Source organism: Prosthecobacter sp. (genome assembly GCF_044232965.1).
In the GTDB taxonomy this organism is placed as follows: domain Bacteria; phylum Verrucomicrobiota; class Verrucomicrobiia; order Verrucomicrobiales; family Verrucomicrobiaceae; genus Prosthecobacter.
Window position 1 is genome coordinate 62482 of record NZ_JBIIKX010000014.1, and the last position, 19528, is coordinate 82009.

Annotated in this window: 16 protein-coding genes; 12 read left to right on the plus strand and 4 right to left on the minus strand. The window is 58.5% G+C overall.

What is annotated here, in order from left to right; genetic code table 11:
- The first annotated feature begins 62 nt into the window (after positions 1 to 62).
- Genes ACILSI_RS08415 through ACILSI_RS08455 form a run of 9 tightly spaced genes read left to right on the plus strand, consistent with a single transcriptional unit; the run spans position 63 to position 8941 of the window.
- Positions 63 to 1499 carry a hypothetical protein gene (locus ACILSI_RS08415; RefSeq protein WP_395721419.1) on the plus strand — a complete coding sequence of 479 codons (1437 nt, stop codon included), beginning with the start codon at positions 63 to 65 and terminating at the stop codon, positions 1497 to 1499.
- A gap of 25 nt (positions 1500 to 1524) precedes the next feature.
- On the plus strand, positions 1525 to 2274 hold the full coding sequence (locus ACILSI_RS08420; RefSeq protein WP_395721420.1) for a sugar transferase: 750 nt from the start codon (positions 1525 to 1527) through the stop codon (positions 2272 to 2274).
- Positions 2208 to 3044 (plus strand): hypothetical protein, encoded by an 837-nt coding sequence (locus tag ACILSI_RS08425; protein WP_395721421.1) that lies wholly within the window; start codon positions 2208 to 2210, stop codon positions 3042 to 3044. Before ACILSI_RS08420 ends, ACILSI_RS08425 begins: the two co-directional genes overlap by 67 nt.
- 5 nt (positions 3045 to 3049) lie before the next feature.
- Positions 3050 to 4225, plus strand: a complete 1176-nt coding sequence (locus ACILSI_RS08430; protein WP_395721422.1) for a sensor histidine kinase — start codon at positions 3050 to 3052, stop codon at positions 4223 to 4225.
- 14 nt (positions 4226 to 4239) lie between these two features.
- Entirely contained in the window at positions 4240 to 4644 is a 405-nt protein-coding gene (locus ACILSI_RS08435; RefSeq protein ID WP_395721423.1) for a response regulator, read from the plus strand.
- Positions 4645 to 4662: 18 nt separating this feature from the next.
- Positions 4663 to 5772, plus strand: coding sequence for a glycosyltransferase family 4 protein (locus ACILSI_RS08440; protein ID WP_395721424.1), 1110 nt, complete (start codon positions 4663 to 4665; stop codon positions 5770 to 5772).
- Between the two features lie 36 nt (positions 5773 to 5808).
- The gene (locus ACILSI_RS08445; protein ID WP_395721425.1) at positions 5809 to 6927 is read left to right on the plus strand and encodes a glycosyltransferase; all 1119 of its coding nucleotides are present in this window, start codon (positions 5809 to 5811) and stop codon (positions 6925 to 6927) included.
- Positions 6924 to 7802 (plus strand): glycosyltransferase family 2 protein, encoded by an 879-nt coding sequence (locus ACILSI_RS08450; RefSeq protein ID WP_395721426.1) that lies wholly within the window; start codon positions 6924 to 6926, stop codon positions 7800 to 7802. Before ACILSI_RS08445 ends, ACILSI_RS08450 begins: the two co-directional genes overlap by 4 nt.
- Positions 7799 to 8941: a polysaccharide pyruvyl transferase family protein gene (locus ACILSI_RS08455; protein WP_395721427.1), complete on the plus strand. Its 1143-nt coding sequence runs from the start codon at positions 7799 to 7801 to the stop codon at positions 8939 to 8941. Before ACILSI_RS08450 ends, ACILSI_RS08455 begins: the two co-directional genes overlap by 4 nt.
- Here the strand turns inward: ACILSI_RS08455 and ACILSI_RS08460 are convergent.
- Genes ACILSI_RS08460 through ACILSI_RS08470 form a run of 3 tightly spaced genes read right to left on the minus strand, consistent with a single transcriptional unit; the run spans position 8892 to position 13602 of the window.
- Positions 8892 to 10208: an O-antigen polymerase gene (locus ACILSI_RS08460; protein WP_395721428.1), complete on the minus strand. Its 1317-nt coding sequence runs from the start codon at positions 10206 to 10208 to the stop codon at positions 8892 to 8894. The genes ACILSI_RS08455 and ACILSI_RS08460 overlap by 50 nt on opposite strands.
- Positions 10205 to 11482 carry a flippase gene (locus ACILSI_RS08465; RefSeq protein WP_395721429.1) on the minus strand — a complete coding sequence of 426 codons (1278 nt, stop codon included), beginning with the start codon at positions 11480 to 11482 and terminating at the stop codon, positions 10205 to 10207. Before ACILSI_RS08465 ends, ACILSI_RS08460 begins: the two co-directional genes overlap by 4 nt.
- An 8-nt stretch (positions 11483 to 11490) precedes the next feature.
- Positions 11491 to 13602, minus strand: coding sequence for a GumC family protein (locus tag ACILSI_RS08470; protein WP_395721430.1), 2112 nt, complete (start codon positions 13600 to 13602; stop codon positions 11491 to 11493).
- A 241-nt stretch (positions 13603 to 13843) separates the two neighbouring features.
- On the opposite strand from ACILSI_RS08470, the gene ACILSI_RS08475 reads away from it, so the two are divergent.
- From ACILSI_RS08475 to ACILSI_RS08485, 3 genes are all read left to right on the plus strand, one after another.
- Positions 13844 to 15937 (plus strand): DUF1549 domain-containing protein, encoded by a 2094-nt coding sequence (locus ACILSI_RS08475; RefSeq protein WP_395721431.1) that lies wholly within the window; start codon positions 13844 to 13846, stop codon positions 15935 to 15937.
- A gap of 27 nt (positions 15938 to 15964) precedes the next feature.
- Complete coding sequence (locus ACILSI_RS08480; protein ID WP_395721432.1) at positions 15965 to 17257, plus strand: DUF1501 domain-containing protein; 1293 nt, start codon at positions 15965 to 15967, stop codon at positions 17255 to 17257.
- Positions 17258 to 17356: 99 nt separating this feature from the next.
- A complete protein-coding gene (locus ACILSI_RS08485) occupies positions 17357 to 18130 on the plus strand; it encodes a TrmH family RNA methyltransferase (RefSeq protein ID WP_395721433.1) in 774 nt (257 codons plus the stop codon).
- 42 nt (positions 18131 to 18172) lie between these two features.
- Here ACILSI_RS08485 and ACILSI_RS08490 read toward each other — a convergent pair whose 3' ends face one another.
- Positions 18173 to 19474: a Gfo/Idh/MocA family protein gene (locus tag ACILSI_RS08490; RefSeq protein WP_395721434.1), complete on the minus strand. Its 1302-nt coding sequence runs from the start codon at positions 19472 to 19474 to the stop codon at positions 18173 to 18175.
- Between the last annotated feature and the right edge of the window lie 54 nt (positions 19475 to 19528).

The window sequence follows — 19528 nt, forward strand, 5'->3', positions numbered from 1 at the left end:
TCGCATGCGGTGCAAACCGAAAGGCGGTTAGTAAGTCTGCGGAGGAAAAACAGACGAAAGTCTTGACCCTCCAAGTGCTGACACAGTATGAAATACGAATGAATGCATCGTGCTCGTGTCTGACTTTCTGCATCCTGGCGCTGTACGCGCCGGGAATGGCGGCAGACCCGGCGTCGTTGCTACTGCTGCCTCCCCCCAGCGGCTATGAGTCCGGCTTGTCGCCGTCGCTGCATCGTTCGCCCAATGGTGAAACGCTCTCCGCCATGGCTGGCATGTCGGTGTCCCGTCCTGTCAGCACAAGGCGTCAAGGTGAAGCAGACATCGGTCTGACCACACAACGCAGGCGCTGGAGCAGCCTGGCTTCAACCTCCGGCTCACAACCCATGACCTGGGGAATTGCGAGTGATGTTTCTGCACAGTTGAGCGTGGGTTTGCAGTCGGAGCTCTTTTACACGGACAACATTAAGTACACCGCCAATTCGGGCGCTGTCGGTGCGACGGTCTTCGAACTCACACCGATCATCCGGCTGGACATTGGTGATCCGCAAGAAGGCGCGATGAGTTCGAGCCGTCTTTCCAGCTATTACACCGGCATTCTCTATGTGCCGACAGTGAGGCACCTTTTGGAGGACGGTGAACAGAAAGTTCTACAGCACTTTTTTGGAGAAATCGGACGTTTGACGGACATCACACGCATTTCACTAAGACTGGACTATGACGAGCGCATCTTGTCCTCCTCGGATGACACGTCGCTGGAGGACACTTACACGCTGCTAGAGGCGTCGGGCCTGTTGGAGTATCATTTCACCCCGAAAACCATGCTGCGCTCAAAGCTGACCTATCGTGACATCACGGTAGAGGACGGGCTCGCGAATCGCTTGATCTGGATTGGTGAGGAGGCGCTTGAATGGGCTGCCACGGCAAAGATTACGATTGGCCTAGGCACAGAACTCGGGCTCATCCAGTTTGAGCGCGCTGGTTTGGGCTCGCAAAACTATCAACAGGCACTGCTGCTCGGCCGCTGGAAGCCGACTGCCAAGCTCAACATGTCAGCGAGAGCCGGCCTGGAATGGCGTGACTTTAATGGAGGAACGCCGAAAACGATGCAACTCACTCCCGTGGGCGCGGTGGCGCTTCAGTGGCTCGCAACGGAAAAGACCCGCATCAGCACTCGGTTACGAGTGGGCAATGAGCCTTCCATCGTTCAGCAGGGGGCGTTGTTTCGTGAATACCGGCTCGGGGCGGAGATGATGCATGATCTCAGCTCCCAATGGTATTTGAGTGGCGACCTGCAGTATGTGCGCCGCAACTATGACAGCGGGAGACGTGAATCGGAGCCGGTGACGCGGCTGTTGCTAGGCTACCGCGAAAGTCCTGACCGCGCAGCAAGTCGGCTGAACGTCGAGTTGTATGTTCAATGGAGGCAGCGCAAGCGCCACGGCAATTTCGAGGCTGCCGACCGCTCCCAAGTCGGCATCCAGGTCACCAAGTTCTTCTAAAATCCTTCCAATGACGACTCCTGAGATGATGAACCCTTCCATTCCAAGCATGCGCCAGCGGATTTCAGGCAAATGCACACGGCTGCGGCACCACTTGCGCCATGGCACACGGCGTGGCGTGAAGCGGCTGCTGGATCTGACCTGCGGCATCACCATGGTGTTGGTGCTCTCTCCTGTTCTCATTGCGGCCGCTCTGGCCATCTGGATCATGGATGGGCGTCCGATCTTTTTCAGAGGATCGCGCGTCGGAAAAGATGGCAGGCTGTTCAAGATGCTGAAATTTCGCAGCATGCGGCGGGATGCGGAGGCAATCGCGGCAAAGATCGAGGAGCACAAGATTCTGGCCACACAGGGAAGTTTTGACAGGCCGGAGGACGCCTCCGTGCTCAAACTGCGGCACACCCTGCAAAAGCTCACACCTTCAGACAAATACCACCGTGACCCGCGCATTTTGCCCTTTGGAAGCTTCATGCGGCGTTACTCGATTGATGAGCTGCCTCAGCTTTTTCATATTATCAGCGGCGAGATGAGTTTGGTCGGTCCGCGGCCGCTCGCGGCCTGGGAAGTGGCCGATTTTACACCGCGTGACATGCTGCGGCACAAAATCAAACCCGGCCTCACCGGTTTGTGGCAAATCAGTGACCGAAAAAGCCTCACGCACGACCAAGCCATCGGTTTGGACTTGCAATACGCCGCCCGGCAAAGTCTGTGGCTCGATTTGACCATCCTGCTGAAAACAGTGCCGGTGGCGCTGAAAAACCGTGGCGGCAATTAATTTCCTACCTCCCAAAGCTCATGGTCTGCGATGCCGTTATCCCCAACCAAGCCGCCCTCTGGGTGGATGACCGCCCCTTCCTTCTCTGGGAAATCGGACCGCGCCGTGTCATTGAGCACTGGATGGACACTCTCTTTCGCAGCAACGCCACGCTGCGTATCTGGCTGGAGGAACCTGACGACATGCTGTACTCGTTTGTCTGCGAAACTTTTCCGCTGAACCGACGGGCGCAGGTTTTTAATGGCACTCCGAACTCGCGCCCAGAAGCTTGCACATTCCTCGACAGCAAGGGCTGCATCATCATTCGACGCGGACCTCAGATCACTCCTTACATACCAAGACAGGCTCCGACACGGACTTGGTTTTCCATGGTGCGCCATTGGCTTGCGGATCTTGCAGCCAACGGCAGCCAGTCACCGGAACTGGAATCGCAAATCTCACCCGGAGTCTTCATCGGCCATCATTGCAGCATTTCTAAAGACACGAAGTTTTTCCCACCCTGCTGGGTGGGCTCAGGTTCGACCATCAGCGGAGCCACTCTGGGGCCAAACACCGTCGTGGGCGAAAACTGTGTCATCACAGAGGGCTCTCACATGGAGGAGTCCTACATTCTTAGCAGGACCTATGTCGGACCCGGCGTGCGTTTGTCAGGCATGGTGGCGGGGAACGGTGGCGTGCTCGCGTTGGCCACGGGCGTCCAATTCCATGCGCCCGCTGATTTGGAAAAAAAACCTGTTCTTGAAGCCGGGACATCATCATCCTTAAAATAATACACATGAATAGCCCCAAAGCTCCTTGCCTGCTGCTCCTGGTGCCTGATGAAACTCGTGGCGAATTCATCCGCCATCTGCTTCGCGCGGCCAAGCCTGATGCCGAGTTCATCTCTGCCACACGGCTTGATGAGGCCCTGCGCAAGCTCGAAGGCGGCTCCGTCGCCGCTGCCATCGCCGAGGGAGCCGAAGGCATCGCACTCATCAACTCTGTCTGTGAGCAAGGACTCGATGTGCCGGTTATTTTTATTGCGCCAGATGACGATGGCGATTTGCTCGACCAAGCCCGCGCCGCCGGAGCCAGCGAAGCCATCTTTCGAAGTGAGCTTTCACCCACCACTCTGCAAAACGCACTCCACTACGCCCTGCTCTGGCGCGCACAGGAGACGAATGACGAAACCGCCGCGAGCAAGGCGAAACATGCGGAAATTATCAGCATGGCGCGGACAGAGTCGCTGGCGCGTCTCGCCTCCAGCATCTCCCACGAAGTGCGTAACCCACTGAGCCTCATTTACCTCGCCGCTGACTTTCTGGCCAGGCCCAAGCCCCTCACCGAGGAGGCTAGGGCTAATATCGTCGGCTATCTACGCAGCGGGGCAGGCCGTATTGAGGAAGTGATCACCTCGGCGCTGGCTGCCTGCGCCCCCAGAGAGTTGTCTCTCGCGGCGCATGATGCCAATGACATTGTTGAGGAGGCACTGCGTCTTGCCAAGACTCGCCTGCGCGCGGATGCCCCGGTGCATTTTCACAATGACATGTCGGTCGGCATGCCCGCAATCTTCGCAGACCGCTCCCGCATGGTGTCGGCCATTCACCACCTCCTGACCAATGCCATTGATGCCATGCCGAACGGAGGGGATCTCACCATCAAAACTCGTGTTCATTCCTTCACTAGCAGCGAGCGCGCCGAATGGCAGCGTGAAGGCTGGTTCCGTGCGGGTGACGTCGCGGTCATCATTGAGATCGCCGACACAGGCCACGGCATACCGCCAGACAAATTGAGTCACATCTACGAGCTGTTTTTTACCACCAAGCCCGCCGGTCATGGCGCCGGCCTGGGACTTGCCACCATCAAAAAGATCATCCAACTGCATAATGGTCGTATCGCTATCACCAACCGCCCTGAAGGCGGTGTGTTGGCCGAACTGACCCTGAAAACAGCCGGCACCCAGCCCGTCTGAGGACACAATCAATCATGAACTCCCCAACCACTCGCAAAAAACGCATCCTGCTCGTCGATGACGAGCCTTTCCTTACCAGCTTGTTGCGCATGAACCTTGAAGACACGGACGAATATGAGGTGCGCGAAGAAAACAACTCTCTCAAAGCGCTCGACATCATCAAAGAATTCGTTCCCGACCTCATCATGCTGGATGTCATGATGCCGGATCTCGACGGAGCCGATATCCTGTTCCGGTTGAAGAACGACCAGCGGCTTAAACACATCGCCGTCGTCTTTCACACGGCCACCGTCAGCCGCACCGAACTCAGCTCCCACGGCGGCATCATCAGCGGTTACCCCTTCCTGCCCAAGCCGGCCACGGCGGACCAGATCATTGATTTTATCGAGAAAAACCTGCCCAACCCGCTTGTTAACTAATTATCTGCCCGCACCAGCATGGAAACCGCTGTCTGGATCAACGCACGCTTCCTGCCGCGCCCCGTCTCCGGCGTCGAGCGCGTCGCTCGTGAGTTGATCACGGCATTGTGCGAAAAACTCGACGAAAACGGCTCCGTCACGACCGCCGAAGGCAGGTGCCTGAATTTTCGCCTCATCGCGCCTGCCAGCAGCAACGCAGAATCACCCTGGCCAAACCTCCGCCTGCATCGGCAAGGCGCTGGCGGTGGTCATTTGTGGGAGCAAACCAGTCTCCTCGCCGCCACTCGCGGGGACTGGCTCATCTCCCTCTGCAACACCGGCCCCATGCTCAAGCGACGGCATGTTCTTTACCTCCACGATGCCCAGACCTTCGCCATTCCACAGAACTTCACCTGGAAATTCCGTCTCTGGTACCGTCTGCTGTTCAGCGTCGCCGGCCACATGTCCTCCGCGATTCTGACAAACTCCCAATACTCGTGCGATGAACTGGTGAAGCGCGTCGGCCTCAATCCCGGACGCATCACGCCAGCCTGGCTCGGCGTTGAACACGCCACGCGCACACCGCCTGATCTCGGCGTCTTCGCCAAGCATCAAATCGCCGACACGCCTTATCTCCTCGCGGTCTCCAGCGTCAACCCGAACAAAAACTTCGCCAGCGTCCTGCGCGCCCTGGAACTCCTCGGCCCCGATGCGCCCCCCTGTGTCATCGCTGGTCAAAAATATGCCCGCGTCTTCGGCGGCAGTGGCATTGACGAAACACGTGTCAAACACGTCGGTCACGTCAGCGATGCCGAGCTCTACGCCCTCTACTCACGCGCCTTCTGCCTGCTGTTTCCCTCCTTCTATGAAGGCTTCGGCCTGCCGCCGGTCGAGGCCATGGCCCTCGGCTGCCCGGCCATCGTCTCGAACACCAGCGTCATGCCTGAGATCTGTGGCGACGCTGTTTTGTACTGTGACCCTGCCGACCCCGCGACCTTGGTCTCTGCCATCCAGCGCCTTCGCGCAGACCCCGTCCTTCGCCGCGACCTGGTCTCACGGGGCAAAGAGCGCACACGCCACTTCTCATGGTCCGCCTCCGCCGAAACCCTTCTCAAGACCTTATCCCGCGCCGTGGCGTCACGAGGATGAGTCGGCCTGCCTACCGCCACTTCAACCAAGCATGCCATGTCCGAAGCTAACATCATCCTCGCCCACGATTACTTGATCCAGATGGGAGGTGCTGAACGGCTCTTCGCCTCCATGCATCGCGCGTGGCCAGCCGCACCGATCTACGTCAGTGCCACCGATAACGCGCATTTGCTGCCGGACTTCAAGGACGCGGAGATTCACAACTCATGGATGCAGCAGATGCCGGGGATCAATAAGCATCACAAGAAGCTCTTCCCCATCTACCCCTTCGCCTTCAAATCCTTTGGCCTTCTCGACGCGGATGCCGCCGTGGTCAGCAGCAGCGGGTTTTCCAAGTGGTTGCGCTTCACGCCGCGCACACGCGTCTTTGGCTACTGCCACACGCCGCCGCGCTTTTTTTGGCAAACCGACCACTACCTCAAAAACGAGGTCAAAAGCGGCCTGCTGAAGGCCGTCGCACGACTTTTTGTGCTGTGGCTGAGACCGAGCGACCTCGCGTGCTCGAAAAAGACGCACCACTTCATCGCCAACTCTAAAAACGTCCAAAACCGCATCCGCGAGTTCTACGGCCGTGATTCCGTGGTCATCTATCCCCCTGTGGAAGTGCATAAGTTTCGCGTCACTCCGCAGCATGATGGCTCCTACCTCATTTTGTCGCGTTTGGTGTCCTACAAGGGCATTGACCGCGCTGTGGCCGCGTTTTTGAAAAATGGCCGACGCCTCGTCATTGCTGGCGGTGGTCCTGATCGCGGACGATTGGAGGAACTGGCTGGGGGCGCTCCAAATATCGTCTTCAAAGGCCGCGTATCCGATGCAGATGCCATTTCGCTCATCGAGAACTGTCGCGCGTTTGTTTTGCCCGGCTCGGAAGATTTCGGCATCACCCCACTCGAAGCCCAGGCTGCGGGGAAACCCGTGCTGGCCTTTGGTGACGGCGGCGCACTCGAAACCGTCATTGATGGTCAAACCGGCACGCTGTTCACCGATCCCTCGCCTGAAGGCATCACCGCCTGTGTCGAGCGGCTGGAGTCCATCACCTGGGACCCCGACTTAATCCGCCGGCATGCCGAGCGCTTTGCTGAACCGGTCTTTATCGCCGCCATGCAAAACTACGTCCGTGAGAAAATGGCCGAGCCAGCACCTAGACTGCCATGAACCCGCGCTTCAGCCTCATCGTCCCCACGCTCAACCGCCTCGACGACATGCGGCGGCTCTTCGTCTCCATTCAGCAAAGCACGCTGCAAGACCTCGAAGTCATCGTCATCGACCAAAACGACGGCCCGCTGCTTGATGCGCTCTGTGAGGAGTTCAAAACTGCCTTTCCCTTGCGGCATGAAAAGATCAAACCCGCTGGAGTGGCCCACGCCCGCAACTACGGATTCCAATTCGCCACCGGCGAAATCCTGAATTTCCCCGACGACGACTGCGAACTCACTCCAGACCTGCTCCAGCAAGTCTCCGACCGTTTCGCAGCCAAGCCCGATCTCGACATGCTTTTTGGCCGCGCGGTTGATCGCGAAACACTCACGCGCTCCGTCACTCGCTTCTCCGAGCAGGCACAGCCAGTCACTGCTGGCAATGTTTTCAGCACCACCGTTGAGTTCACCATGTTTCTCAAGCGCCAGGCATGGCTTGATGTCGGCGGGCTCGATGAAAAACTCGGCGTTGGCACCTACTTTGGCGCGGAAGAAGGTTCCGACTTTGTGCTGCGAGCGCTCTACATGAAAAAGCAGCTCCACTATGATCCTGCGCTGCTTTTTTACCACGCGCAGAAGGTCGGGCGCTACGACGCCAAAGAATTTGCCCGCGCCTTCAGCTACGGTCGTGGTTTTGGCCGCCTCACGGTCAAGCATCTGCTCAAACTCCGCCAACTGAGCGCGCTGATCCGTTTTTTAAACTTCCAGGCACGCGCCTGCGCCGCGGTTCTCATCTTCGCCGCGCAGTTCAAATTCTCCAAGAGCCGCTATTACCTGCAAACCATCCTTGGCCGCATCGTTGGCGTGTTTCGTTCGCTGCCTGAATTTTTATGAAGATCACCCTCAACGGCTACTACGGCTTCTCCAACTACGGGGATGAATTGTTCAACCTCGCCAGCGTCCTGGGCGCACGACGCTGGTGGCCGGACCATCCGCTCGACATTCTCGGCTCACCCGTGCATGGCATCGATGCCAAATTCCGCGTGCCTGCATGGTTCCCGCCCGCACTTTACACCGCGCCTCATTTCGGCGGGAAAATGAGCCGCCTCGCCTACCTCGCGGCCGCTCTTCTGACCCGCGACCTCATCGTCTATGCCGGTGGGTCCACGCTTTCCTACAGCAGCATCCTGAAAAAGATTCAGCGCATCGCTGCTGAACGTTCGTGGACGAAATTCGCCGCCATCGGTGTCTCCATCGGCCCCTTTGCGGATGCCGCTGATCAAGAAGAAGCCGCACGCTTCCTGCGCCGCTTCACCTTCATCTCCGTACGTGACAAACAATCCATCGCACTGCTCGAAGAGATGAAAGTGCCGCTCACGCCGCTTTTTGCGCGTGATCTCGTCGGCGCGCTGCCTTTGCTGCTACCAGCAAACGACCAGAAGCAGAAAGCCACCAAAACGCTCGGCGTCTCCGTCTGCAATTACGAATCCTACACTGGCGGCGACGCTGCTCAGGAGCAGCGCCGCAATGAGGCGCTCTTTGAAGGCATTAGCCGTCACGCCAAGCGAGAAGGCACGCTCGTGCGAATCTTTTGCCTCAACACGAACCCGCGCTGGGGCGACATGGCACTCTCACGGCAACTCCAGGCTTACCTCCGTGAGCGCGGCACGGAGTCCGAGATCATCTCCTGCCAGAATAACCTCATCGGCACCTGGCACGGCCTCGCCTCCTGCGCCGCCGTCCTTTGCGTCCGCCTGCACGCGGGCATCACGGCCTATCTCACACACGTCCCCTTCGCCCTCGCCGAGTACCATCGCAAATGCACCGACTACCTCGACGACATCGGCCAGCCCGCCTCACTGCGAATCCCGGCCAATCTCACCGATCCAGCACGCGTCGATGAAGTCATCAACGAGCTCTTTCGAGGTGAGGCGAAACCAACCCTCGCCTCCGAAATCTACTCCGCCGAAGCTGCCAAGAACTTCACCGAGGTGCCGTGGGCAAAGGCTTCTTCCGCAGCCTCGCCCCCTTGATCTCACGACGAATCACAAAGATCACCGCGAACAAAAATGCCCACGCTGCAAACGTTCGCCCGCTGGTGAGGTAAAATAGACGGATTTGATCCGTGAGCGCCATGAAGGCGAAGGGATAGAGCATGAGGCCCGCGATGGAACCACGCTGGAAGGCGCGGTAGAACAACATGAGCATGCAGCCATAGAAAACCCAGAACACGAGGCCGCCGGCGACTCCGTAGTCGGTGAAAGTGGAGAAGATACCCGTGGGATTATTAAACTCAGGATTGCTGTCCTGCAGGACGATGACGCTGACAAGTGCGGCGGGCGCATCACTGCCGCCTAGCGAGTCGCGCACCATGCCGCCGATGACGGGAAACTTCCAAATCCAGTCTAGGGTGGTGTAGGGAAAGCCAAGGTTGCCGAGTTCATGCCAGAGCAGCGCGCCATTGTTCATCGAGGTGACGTAGTAGCCGGACAATCTTACGAGCGTGAACCACAGCAGCGAGGTTTCACCCTGCTCCGAGTAGTAGCCCCAGGAGCGAAAGTATTCGCTGAAGGTGAACAGCGAGTACAGGCCGACCACGCCGATGAGCGGCGCAAAATTCACGAGATGACGCGCAAATCCTGCCCGCAGGCCACGAAGCTGAAACCACAGCACCACGCCTGGCAGCATGAGCTCGATCAGCGCCAGACGTTCGGCCAAAAAGACGGCGCGCATGAGGGTGAGGAAGAACAGCAGCCCCAATGGCCAGCGCACCTTCTTCCAGCCGAGCTGGCAGCCGAGAAACACGCCCGCGAGTCCGACACCAATGCCGACCTGAGTTAGGCTGGTGATGCCCGTGATCGCCGCGTCTTTGCGCAGCCGGATCAGTTCATAAATGGCTCCCGAATCACCCCGTAGAACCGCTGGAATGATGCCGAGCCCTGTTTGCTTCAAAATCGCGCCAAACCACACCATGTAGGCAAAGACGGTGACGACGAGGCCGCAGTAGAAGAGCCGCGTCAGCATGGTCCAGCTCGGGGCGGCCAATGTTTCCGCACTTGATGGCCGCACCAGTCCACGATCCAAAAAAACAGCCAGGAGACAGCCGATCGAAAACGCGAACGCCACCCACAGGCACAGTGCCAGGTCTTCACCCGTGAAAAATTTTGGCAGTCGCCAGTAGAGCTGGTAATCGGCCTCTGGAATCAGCCACGTCACGCAGGCAACGAGCACGAGCGGAATGACGAGGATCCAAAACGGATTCAGCCACCAGATCGCAGCGCGTGTCGCCCGCGCCTTCATTTGGGCACCTCCACAGCTCGCAGGGATGCTTGCTGAAAGGGATTGAGCTTGGCGCGCCAGAGCAGCACAAAGACGGTTGCCGTGATGAAGACCTCCGTCGTCAGCACGGCCCATGCGGCACCGAGGGCGCCGTGAATCGGAATGAAAAGGAGCACCAATGCCACATCCATCACCGCGCCCCACATGACGATGCGGTTATAGGTGCGCTCCATGCCAAGTGGAAACATCCAGCGGATGCCCAGGACGCTATTCACGGCTGAAAACGGGCACACGAGCCCCAACACGCGCAATACCGGCACCGCGGCCTCGTAGCCCTTGCCAAACAGCAAATCCACAAAGCTGGGCGCGGCCAGCGTGAGGCTCAAACCGAGGCACATGCCGATCAGCGCGACCATCACCGTGCCACGACGCACCGTTTTTCGCGCAGCAGGGTAATCATGCTTCACCAAATGCGTAAGCCGCGGATACAGCACCTGATTGACCGGGCCAGTGAGGCTCAGGATGCCGCGCATCAGCCGCTCAGGCCCGCCATAGAAGCTGACCAATGCCGGAGTCGCCATGAGGCCTAGAATGAAGCTGTTGGCTTTCGCATACACATTCACGACGGCGACGAAAAGGAAGAAATGCCACGCATCCTTCAACGTGGCCCATGCGCGTGTCAGCGAGCACAGACCGGCACTGACTTGGCGATACATCAATCGCAATGAAATGAGAAGTGAGAGCGTGATGCTCGCAGCCTGAAAGATAAGCACCGAAGCGGCATCATCGGGTGATTTGATCCAAAGAAACACGCTGACGACGAAGAGCAGCCGAAACAGCACATCCAGCACCGCTGGCAAGCGCATGCGCTCGATGCCTTGAAAATACCACAGCGGGCTCAACCCCTGAGCCACTGCGATCCATAGAGCCCCAATGAGCAACAGCGGGCTTGCGCGAAACTCAGGAATCACCAGCCACAAAATCACCGAGATGGCCGCCGCGATCACGCAGAGCAGCAATTTGCCACCCATGACCTCCGCCACGATCTGGCGCAGCTTTTCTGGCTGGTCCATGTGCCGAGCGACTTCACGCGTGGCGGAATAGGCAAAGCCGTACTCGACAAGCAAGCCGAGCCAGATGGCCGCCGTCTGTGCAAAGAGCACCACGCCCCAGGCCTCCGGCCTTAACACCCGGGCGAGATACGGGATGAGCACCAGCGGCAGCAACGCATTGGCGATGGTCACGCCATAGAGAGCCAGCGCATTCTGCACCAGACGCTGGCGGATGATCTGCATGAACTTGCTCATGTGTAGGAGCCGTAGCTGCCGTAGCCCACCGGGCCGCTCGTCACCTGATTGAGCACAAAGCCAACGGGGGGGCTGCCTTTTGCCTTGGCAAGCAGATGCAACGCCCTGGCCACCGCGCGTCCCGGAGTTTTGGCGGCACGAAGCACCAGCACCGTGTGCTGAACTTGAGCGCTTAAGCGCAAGGCGTCACTGACAGCCAGAACGGGCGCGCTGTCGATGACCACGCGATCATATGAAGCCAGCGCGGACTCCATCATTGCAGTGAGGTTTGGCGAGGCCAGCAACTCAGCCGGCCCTGCGATGGCCGAACCAGCTGTCAGAACGAAGAGATTGTCGATTTTTGCGGGAAGCACAGCCTCGCTCAATGTCATTTTGCCTTTGACCACGTCTGCGAGGCCAGGCAGTTCCTTGCCAAACAGTTGCCCGGCAATGCTCGGCAGACGCAAATCCGCGTCGATCAGCAGCGTGCGGTGTCCCTCCAGCGCGAGCGCGGCGGCAAAATTCACCGCACAAAATGTTTTTCCATCTCCCGGCAGCGCGCTGCAAAACATGAAAGTTCGTCCTTCGCTCAAACACAGCGCCGCGCGCAACGAACGCAGCGCCTCAGCAGCCAATGTGCGGGGATTGTCCACGAGATAAATGCCATGTTGGCCGCTCCCGACGCGGACTTTGGGAATCAGCCCCACGGATGGAATGCCGAGTTGCTGCTCCGCATCATCCACATTCATAAACGGGGCTTTCAACACAGCCGGGCCCACGCAGAAAACTGTGCCACCTGCCACCCCTAGAAACAACGCAATGGCCAGAACCATGCTTTTTTTCGGACTCACCGGGCGGTCCGTCACTATGGCCGGCTCGACAACGCGAATCGCCCCCTGCTCAACGCCTTGCACAATCTGAGTCTCCTTGAGCTGCTTCAGAACCGCCTCATGCATCACGCGATCAGATTCCACCTCGCGGTTCAACGCATTGTATTGGATTGAGATCTTGTTGAGGTCGAGCGCCTGCTTTTCCTGTTCTTGGAGGGCAACGAGAAGTTTTTGCTCGGTTTCCCTGGCGGCGGATAGAGAGGCCTTCACCATCTCGGCGGCCTCCTTAGTAGCCTTGGTCAACGACAGCTTGAGCTTTTCAATCTCGCTCTGCGCCTGCAGATATTTGGGGTTCTTGGAGTCATAGCGCTCTGCCAGGCTGGCAAGCGCCGCCTCTTGCTCGGCAATACGCTGCTTGAGTGCCAGCACATCAGACGTGGCAGCGTTGCCAGTGTAAATCGAAACATCATTCGGGCGGCCTTGCAGTGTCGCCACATCGGACTCGATTTTCATTCGTGCGCCGCGAGCTTCGCTTAAGCTCTTGTTCAATTCTTTCAAGGTCTCCACGACGATGTTTTGCGTTTGCTCGAGCGAAACCGCGCGCTTGTCCTCGCGATAAGACTGAAGCTTTTGCTCGGAAGCATCGAGCTGTCTTTTTAGACGCTCGGCTTCACTCACCAGATGTCCATAGACTGGCTTTGAAGCCGCGAGTTTTTGCTCCATATGCAGCTTTGTGTATTCTTCCACAACCGCCAGGCTCAAATCACGCGCCAGTTCTGCATTCTGCCCGCTCACGGTCACGTCTATGAGTCTCGTGCCCCGTCGCAGCGCGACCTTGACCCGATCACTCATGGTTCGAAGCAGCGCCGCCTCAGTCAGTGGCTCCTTGGTAGTTTTCTTGATCAAACCCAGCAACTTTGACACCAAACCCTCTTTTTCACTCGTGAAACGCGGGTCTTGTTCCAGCTTGGATGTCTTGGCCACACGCAACAGCAGTGCGCTGCTTGAGAGATTTTGCTCAATCGTTTTGAGGATTTCCACTGTCTTCAGGTCTTCCCGCACCGCATCCTGAACGCCCACCACGGACTGTGCCGTCTGCTCCACCTGCACAACTGTCCGTGCTTCATACACCACCGGTGTCAGAATGAGGTAGCCCCCCCCTAGGGCCACTGCAACCAAGGCAAACAAAATCAGCCAAAGCAAACGCTGCCGCACGACCCCCATAATAGTGCCGATATTCCAGCCAAACGAGGGATCAAGTGAGCACTCATTGCCTGAGTGAGAGGAATTGGAATTCATAAAAAAAATTGACCAAGTTAACTCATATCACCCTACCGGCCGTAAGAACAACCACAATTATTGGCAGAAATTCAGTGCATTCAGCCATGTTTCAAGGGCCATGTCCATTAGCACGGCGTTTGCCCCAAAGCTAATTTCGTCAGACACAGTTGAATTTGGGCGAGTTGAGAAGATATCCGAAACTTCCCCAGCCCCTCGTCGTTTCAACGCGCATCCGACCGGAACACCGGACGATCTGCTTATGAAAACGCGCTTTCTTCTGCCCCTTGCCTGCACCTTGCTAGCCACCAGCCTGCTGGCCGAAAATGAGGTCTATCGAACCTGGACCGATGCCCAAGGCCGCAAACTTGAGGCAACCTTCCGCGGCATCGAAAACGGCCAGGTCTTCCTCCAAGTCCGCAACGGTTATGTCTATCGTCTTCCACTCGACAAACTCTCCGCAGCCGACCAGCAGGCCGCGAAAACACTCAAGCCCGAAGGCCTCGGCATTCCTGCCGATCCGAACCTCGCCCAAGCCGCCGCACGCATCGACATGCTGGTCGATGGTGGATTGAAGAAAGCCGGGCAGAAGTCCAATCCACTCGCCTCCGACGAGCAGTTCGTCCGCCGCGTTTATCTCGACATCGCCGGGCGCATCCCCACCCGCGAGGAAGCCCTGGAGTTCATCAACGACACCAGCCTCTCCAAGCGCGCCAAGGTCATCGACAAGCTGCTGAACTCGGATGGCTATAACAGCCACCTGTTCAACTACTTTGCCGACATGATGCGCATGGCTGACTCCGCCAACAAGGTGCGCTACCACACCTACCAGGATTGGCTGAAGCGGCAGATCGGCGACAACGTGCCCTGGGACAAGATCGTGTATTCCATGATGACGGCTGATGGCAAGCTGCTGGAAAATGGTGCCACCGGCTACCTCCTGCGCGATGCAGGCATGCGGCTGGACAACCTGAGCCTCACGCTCAGCACATTCATCGGCGCGAACGTCTCCTGCGCCCAATGCCACGACCATCCCTTCGCTGACTGGACGCAGCGTCAGTTCTATGAAATGGCCTCCTTCTTTGGGGCCACGGAAACCCTCGGGGCGAAACGCACCGGCAAAAGCGAGAACGCGGCGATGATGCGCAAGGCCGTGGCATCCCTGGATGACAAACGTCTCCAGCAGCAGGCCAAAAACGTCCTGCGCGTGAATGGCATGGCAGTGGAAGATACTGGTGCCAACGACCTCAAGCTGCCAGACGATTACAAATACCCGGACGCCAAACCCGGCGAGCACATTGCCCCAAAACTTATCACCTGGAGCGACGACAAAACGAAGAAAGCCTACCAGGGCGTGCAAACCAAAAGCGAGGAAGACCTGCGCGCACAGTTTGCCAAATGGATGACCTCGCCAGACAACCCGCGCTTCGCCATGACCATCGCGAATCGTCTCTGGAAGCGCGCCTTCGGTGTCGGCGTCCGTGAACCTGTCACCGACCTGGACGATCCTGAAGCCGCCGCGAATCCCGCGCTGCTACGCCACCTTGCCGCTGAAATGGTGCGCGTGAAATTCGACCTCAAGCAGTTCATGCGCCTGCTTTATAACACACAGACGTACCAGCGCGAGGCCACCAGCCGCGAACTCAGCGACAACACGCCCTACCTCTTCCCCGGCCCGATCCTTCGCCGCATGTCCGCCGAGCAGGCCTGGGACTCCTGCGCCACCCTCGTTGTCGGCGCGGATGTGGACAAATACAAATCCCACCGCGGCACTGACTACGCCAAGGTCATGAATATTGAGTTCGGCCAGGATGCCTCCCCTGAAACCATCAAGACGCAGATCGAAAACGCCATCTCCGGCATGCGCCAGTACGCTGGCAAAGGCGGCAATCCCAAGAACAACGCCAAAAAGAAAAAGCGCATGATGAGGCAGGAGACGATGAACGAGCAGGAAGACCTCACCATCAGCCCTCCAACGCGCAACGGCCTCGTGCTCGCCCGTGCCTCTGAGCTCAACCAACCAGAGCGTGACCAGCATTTCCTCCGCATGTTCGGCCAGAGCGACCGCCAGATCGCCGACAGCAACACCGAGGAGGGCAGCATCCCGCAGGTGCTCATGCTCATGAATGGCGAGGCGCAGAAGGTCATCGGCCAGGAGGATTCTCTCGTGGTCAAAACCGCCGCCGCGCAAAGCACACCCGAGCAGCAGGTCGAAAGCATCTACCTCAGCTTCTTCAGCCGCAAACCTCACGCCGATGAGCTGGGCACCGCCGTCGCCGCCCTCGGCAATGGCCTCGGCATGCGCGATCTGACCTGGGTGCTATTCAACACCCGTGAGTTTGTCTTTGTGGAATAACCCAGCCGCCTTCGAATCAGCAACGCCATGAATCTCCAAAACAAACTCGATTCCGTCTCCCGCCGCGCTTTTTGCGAACGCTGGGCCAAAACCGCGCTCGGTGTCACCGTGTTGCACGGCACGGCAGACAGCATGCTCGCGGCTGAAACAGCAGCCACGGCCACTCCCTCCACCGGCCCAGGCTTCGGCAAGGCCAAGAACATCATCTTTTTGCAGATGATCGGTGGCATGACGCACATCGACACACTCGATCCCAAGGACGGGCCGACACAGGGGCCGAAAGCACCGATCAAAACCAATGCTGGCTTCCAGCTTGGCGGCACGATGGAAAATCTCGCCAAGCAGGCCGACAAGATCAGCATCATCCGCAGCATGAGCTCCAAGACCGGCGTGCATGCGGCAGGTCAATACATGATCCGCAGTGGTTATGAAGAGCGTGGCACCATCAAGCACCCCAACATCGGTGCCTGGGCGCAGCATTTCAAAGGCGAGAGCCACAAGACACTGCCCTCGAATGTCTGCATCAATCGCCAGCCTCAAAACGGCAACGGCTTCTTCCCCTCCAGCTTCGCGCCGCTGCCCATTCTCGACCCCGATGTCGGCCTGCAATACGCCAGCAGCGATGCCAGCCCCGAAAACATGATCAAGCGTCTGGTGCTTCTCGACCAGCTCGACGCTGGCTTCCGTGAGCGTTTCAAAACCGCCGAGGTGAAAAGCTACACCCAGTTCTATGACAAGACGGTCAGCATCATGTCCAGCACCGATCTTGAGGCCTTCCGTCTCGATGACGAACCGGACGCCTTGAAGGAAAAATACGGCCGTAACAAGTTTGGCCAGGGCTGCCTGCTCGCACGCCGTCTTGTCGAAAAGGGCATTCGTTACATCGAGGTCGCCAAAGGCGGCTGGGACATGCACAACAACATTGACGAAGAACTCGAAGAGCACGGTGCCGAACTCGACGTGGCGCTCGCCGCCCTGCTCGAAGATTTGCAAGCGCGCGGTCTGCTCGAAACGACCCTCGTCGTCCTTTGCTCCGAATTCGGCCGTGGTCCCAAAATCAATGGCAACGCCGGCCGCGATCATCACCCGAAAGTCTTCTCCACTCTGCTCGCCGGCGGCGGCATCAAAGGCGGCTTCATCTACGGCTCCAGCGACAAGGAAGGCATGGCCGTGGCCGACAAACAAGTCAGCCCACAGGATTTCCTCAGCACCATCGGCTGGAGCCTCGGCCTGCCCGTCGATGAAGTCGTCATGTCCCCCAGCAACCGCCCCTTCACCGTGGGAGACAAAGGCAAGCCGGTGATGGAAGTCTTCGCGTAAAGTTGCCTCGTTGCACCGCAACTGGGTTCCTCAGGAAGATCAACTTGCCATCAGCCTCACTGCCGCTGAAACATCGGGCGCTTTCCATCCTGCGCCCGCATGCTCATCACCAGTTCCTCCAACGAACGCGTCAAACACGCCCGCCGCGTGCGCGAAGGCCGTGAGCGTGATTTGATCTTTGTTGAAGGTGAGCGCCTCGTTTCAGAGTGCGCGGCTTCCGAGCTCAAACTGCATGCCTGCTTCACCGCCGCCGAACCTTCAGCAGCACAGCAAGAACTGCTGGAGCGCCTCAATTGCCCCATCTATCAGCTCTCCGAATCGGTGCTCGAATCACTGAGCGACACCACCTCCACCCAAGGCATCATCGTCATCGCCGAACGCCCGTGGCCGACGCTGGATCGCATGTTCGACGGCCAAGCGCCGCTTATCCTCGGCCTCGACCGCATCCAAGACCCCGGCAATCTCGGCACCCTCGTCCGCACCGCCGAAGCCGCCGGTGTGAGCGGCCTTTTCGCCTTCGCTGGCTCCGCCGATGCCTTTTCTCCCAAGACCTTGCGCAGTTCCATGGGTTCCGCCTTCCGCCTTCCCATCCTGCCCGATGTCTCCGGCCTCGGCACGATCGAAACCTGCCGCACTCGTGGCCTCAAAACCGTCGTAGCCACCGGCGAGGCCGATCTTTGCCACTTCGACTACGATTGGCGTCAGCCGACGCTGCTCATCCTCGGCAACGAAGGCCGTGGAGCCAGCGCCGAAATCATGAGCGCCTGCGATCATCGTGTCCGCATTCCGCTGCATGAGCCGGTGGAATCCCTCAACGTCGCCGCCGCAGGTGCCGCGGTCTTGTTTGAAGCCATGCGGCAGCGGAGAGCGTAGAACGGGGTTTCCAACCCGTTCCAGCGGAATTGAAAGTTCCGCCTACGCACCGATCTCCGGCAGGTTCCACTGTCCACGAAACGGTCTGGCATTCATCAACGCATTCGCCGCCTCGTCATTCGTGAACGTTTCCGCCGTCGGATCCCACAACAGCTTGCGCTTGGCCTTCAAAGCCATCGCCGTGAGTTGCGGTAGCGTATCGGAGCGCACGGCGGTTTCGATGTCACAAATCGCGCGCTGCTTCGTCTTGATGGCATCAATGAAATTGCGCGTGTGTTCGACGCTGGCGATCAGCTTGATCGGCATCGTGCCGTCCTTGTTCGCCGGATCACGCAGGATGGCATCATCGCTGGCTTTGATGTTACCACGCAGCACATGCACCCAGCCGGATTCGCCGATAAAGCGGGTGCCGTGACCGATGTCCATGTTCTTCTCGTTCACAAAGGTGATCGGAGCCGCGTTCGCGTATTCAAAACGCATCTTCCAGGTCAAGACAGCGTCGCAGCCGCCTTTGTCAGGGTAAGTCGCCTCGCCCTCGACGCTGATCGGCCCGGTGTCATCGGTACCATTGCCCCACTGGGCGATGTCGAGGTGGTGGATGCCCCAGCAGGAGCTCATGCCGAGCGAGAAATTCGTGATGTTCTCGTGATTGTCACGCTTGAGTTTATCCACATTGAACGACGTCATCGGTGCCGGACCCACCCAGCGCTCCCAGTCCACATGCTCCGGCACTGGCTGCTCTGGAAAGTCCGGCCCGATCTTCCCGCCGGGAACACCGACTTGGATCTCCTTCAGCTTCCCCAACCGTCCGTTGCGCGCGAGTTCGCAGGCCCAGCGGAATTTCATGTCGCTGCGCTGCTGCGTGCCGAACTGAAACACGACGCCTGTCTTCTTCACTGCCGCCCGCACATGCTTCGACTCCACCATCGACATGCCCATCGGCTTCTCGTGGTAGATATGCTTTCCGTTCAAGATCGCATCGGTGGACGGAATGCTGTGCCAGTGCACCGGCAAGGCCATCAGCACGGCATCAATCGACTTATCGCGATTCAATTCACGAAAATCGCGATACACCTTCACATCCGCGCCGCCGTAACGCTCGGCGATGATTCCTTGCGCACGCTCGATGTTCTTGGCATTCACATCACACACCGCCGTCACCCGCACATCTTCGTGATTGAGAAAGGCCCGCATGTCATGCGTTCCCTGCGCGCCGACACCAATGACGCCGAGCGTGATCTTGTTCGACGGCGCCGTCTGCGAGCGCAGCACATGCGCGGGGACAAAAACAGGAGCAACGCCCGTGGCGATGACTTGGGATAGAGAGGAGCGGCGGGATTTCATGGAAAAGACGAGATTACTTCGTTCGCTTTGAGTTTGGCAATACCACAGCTTGCG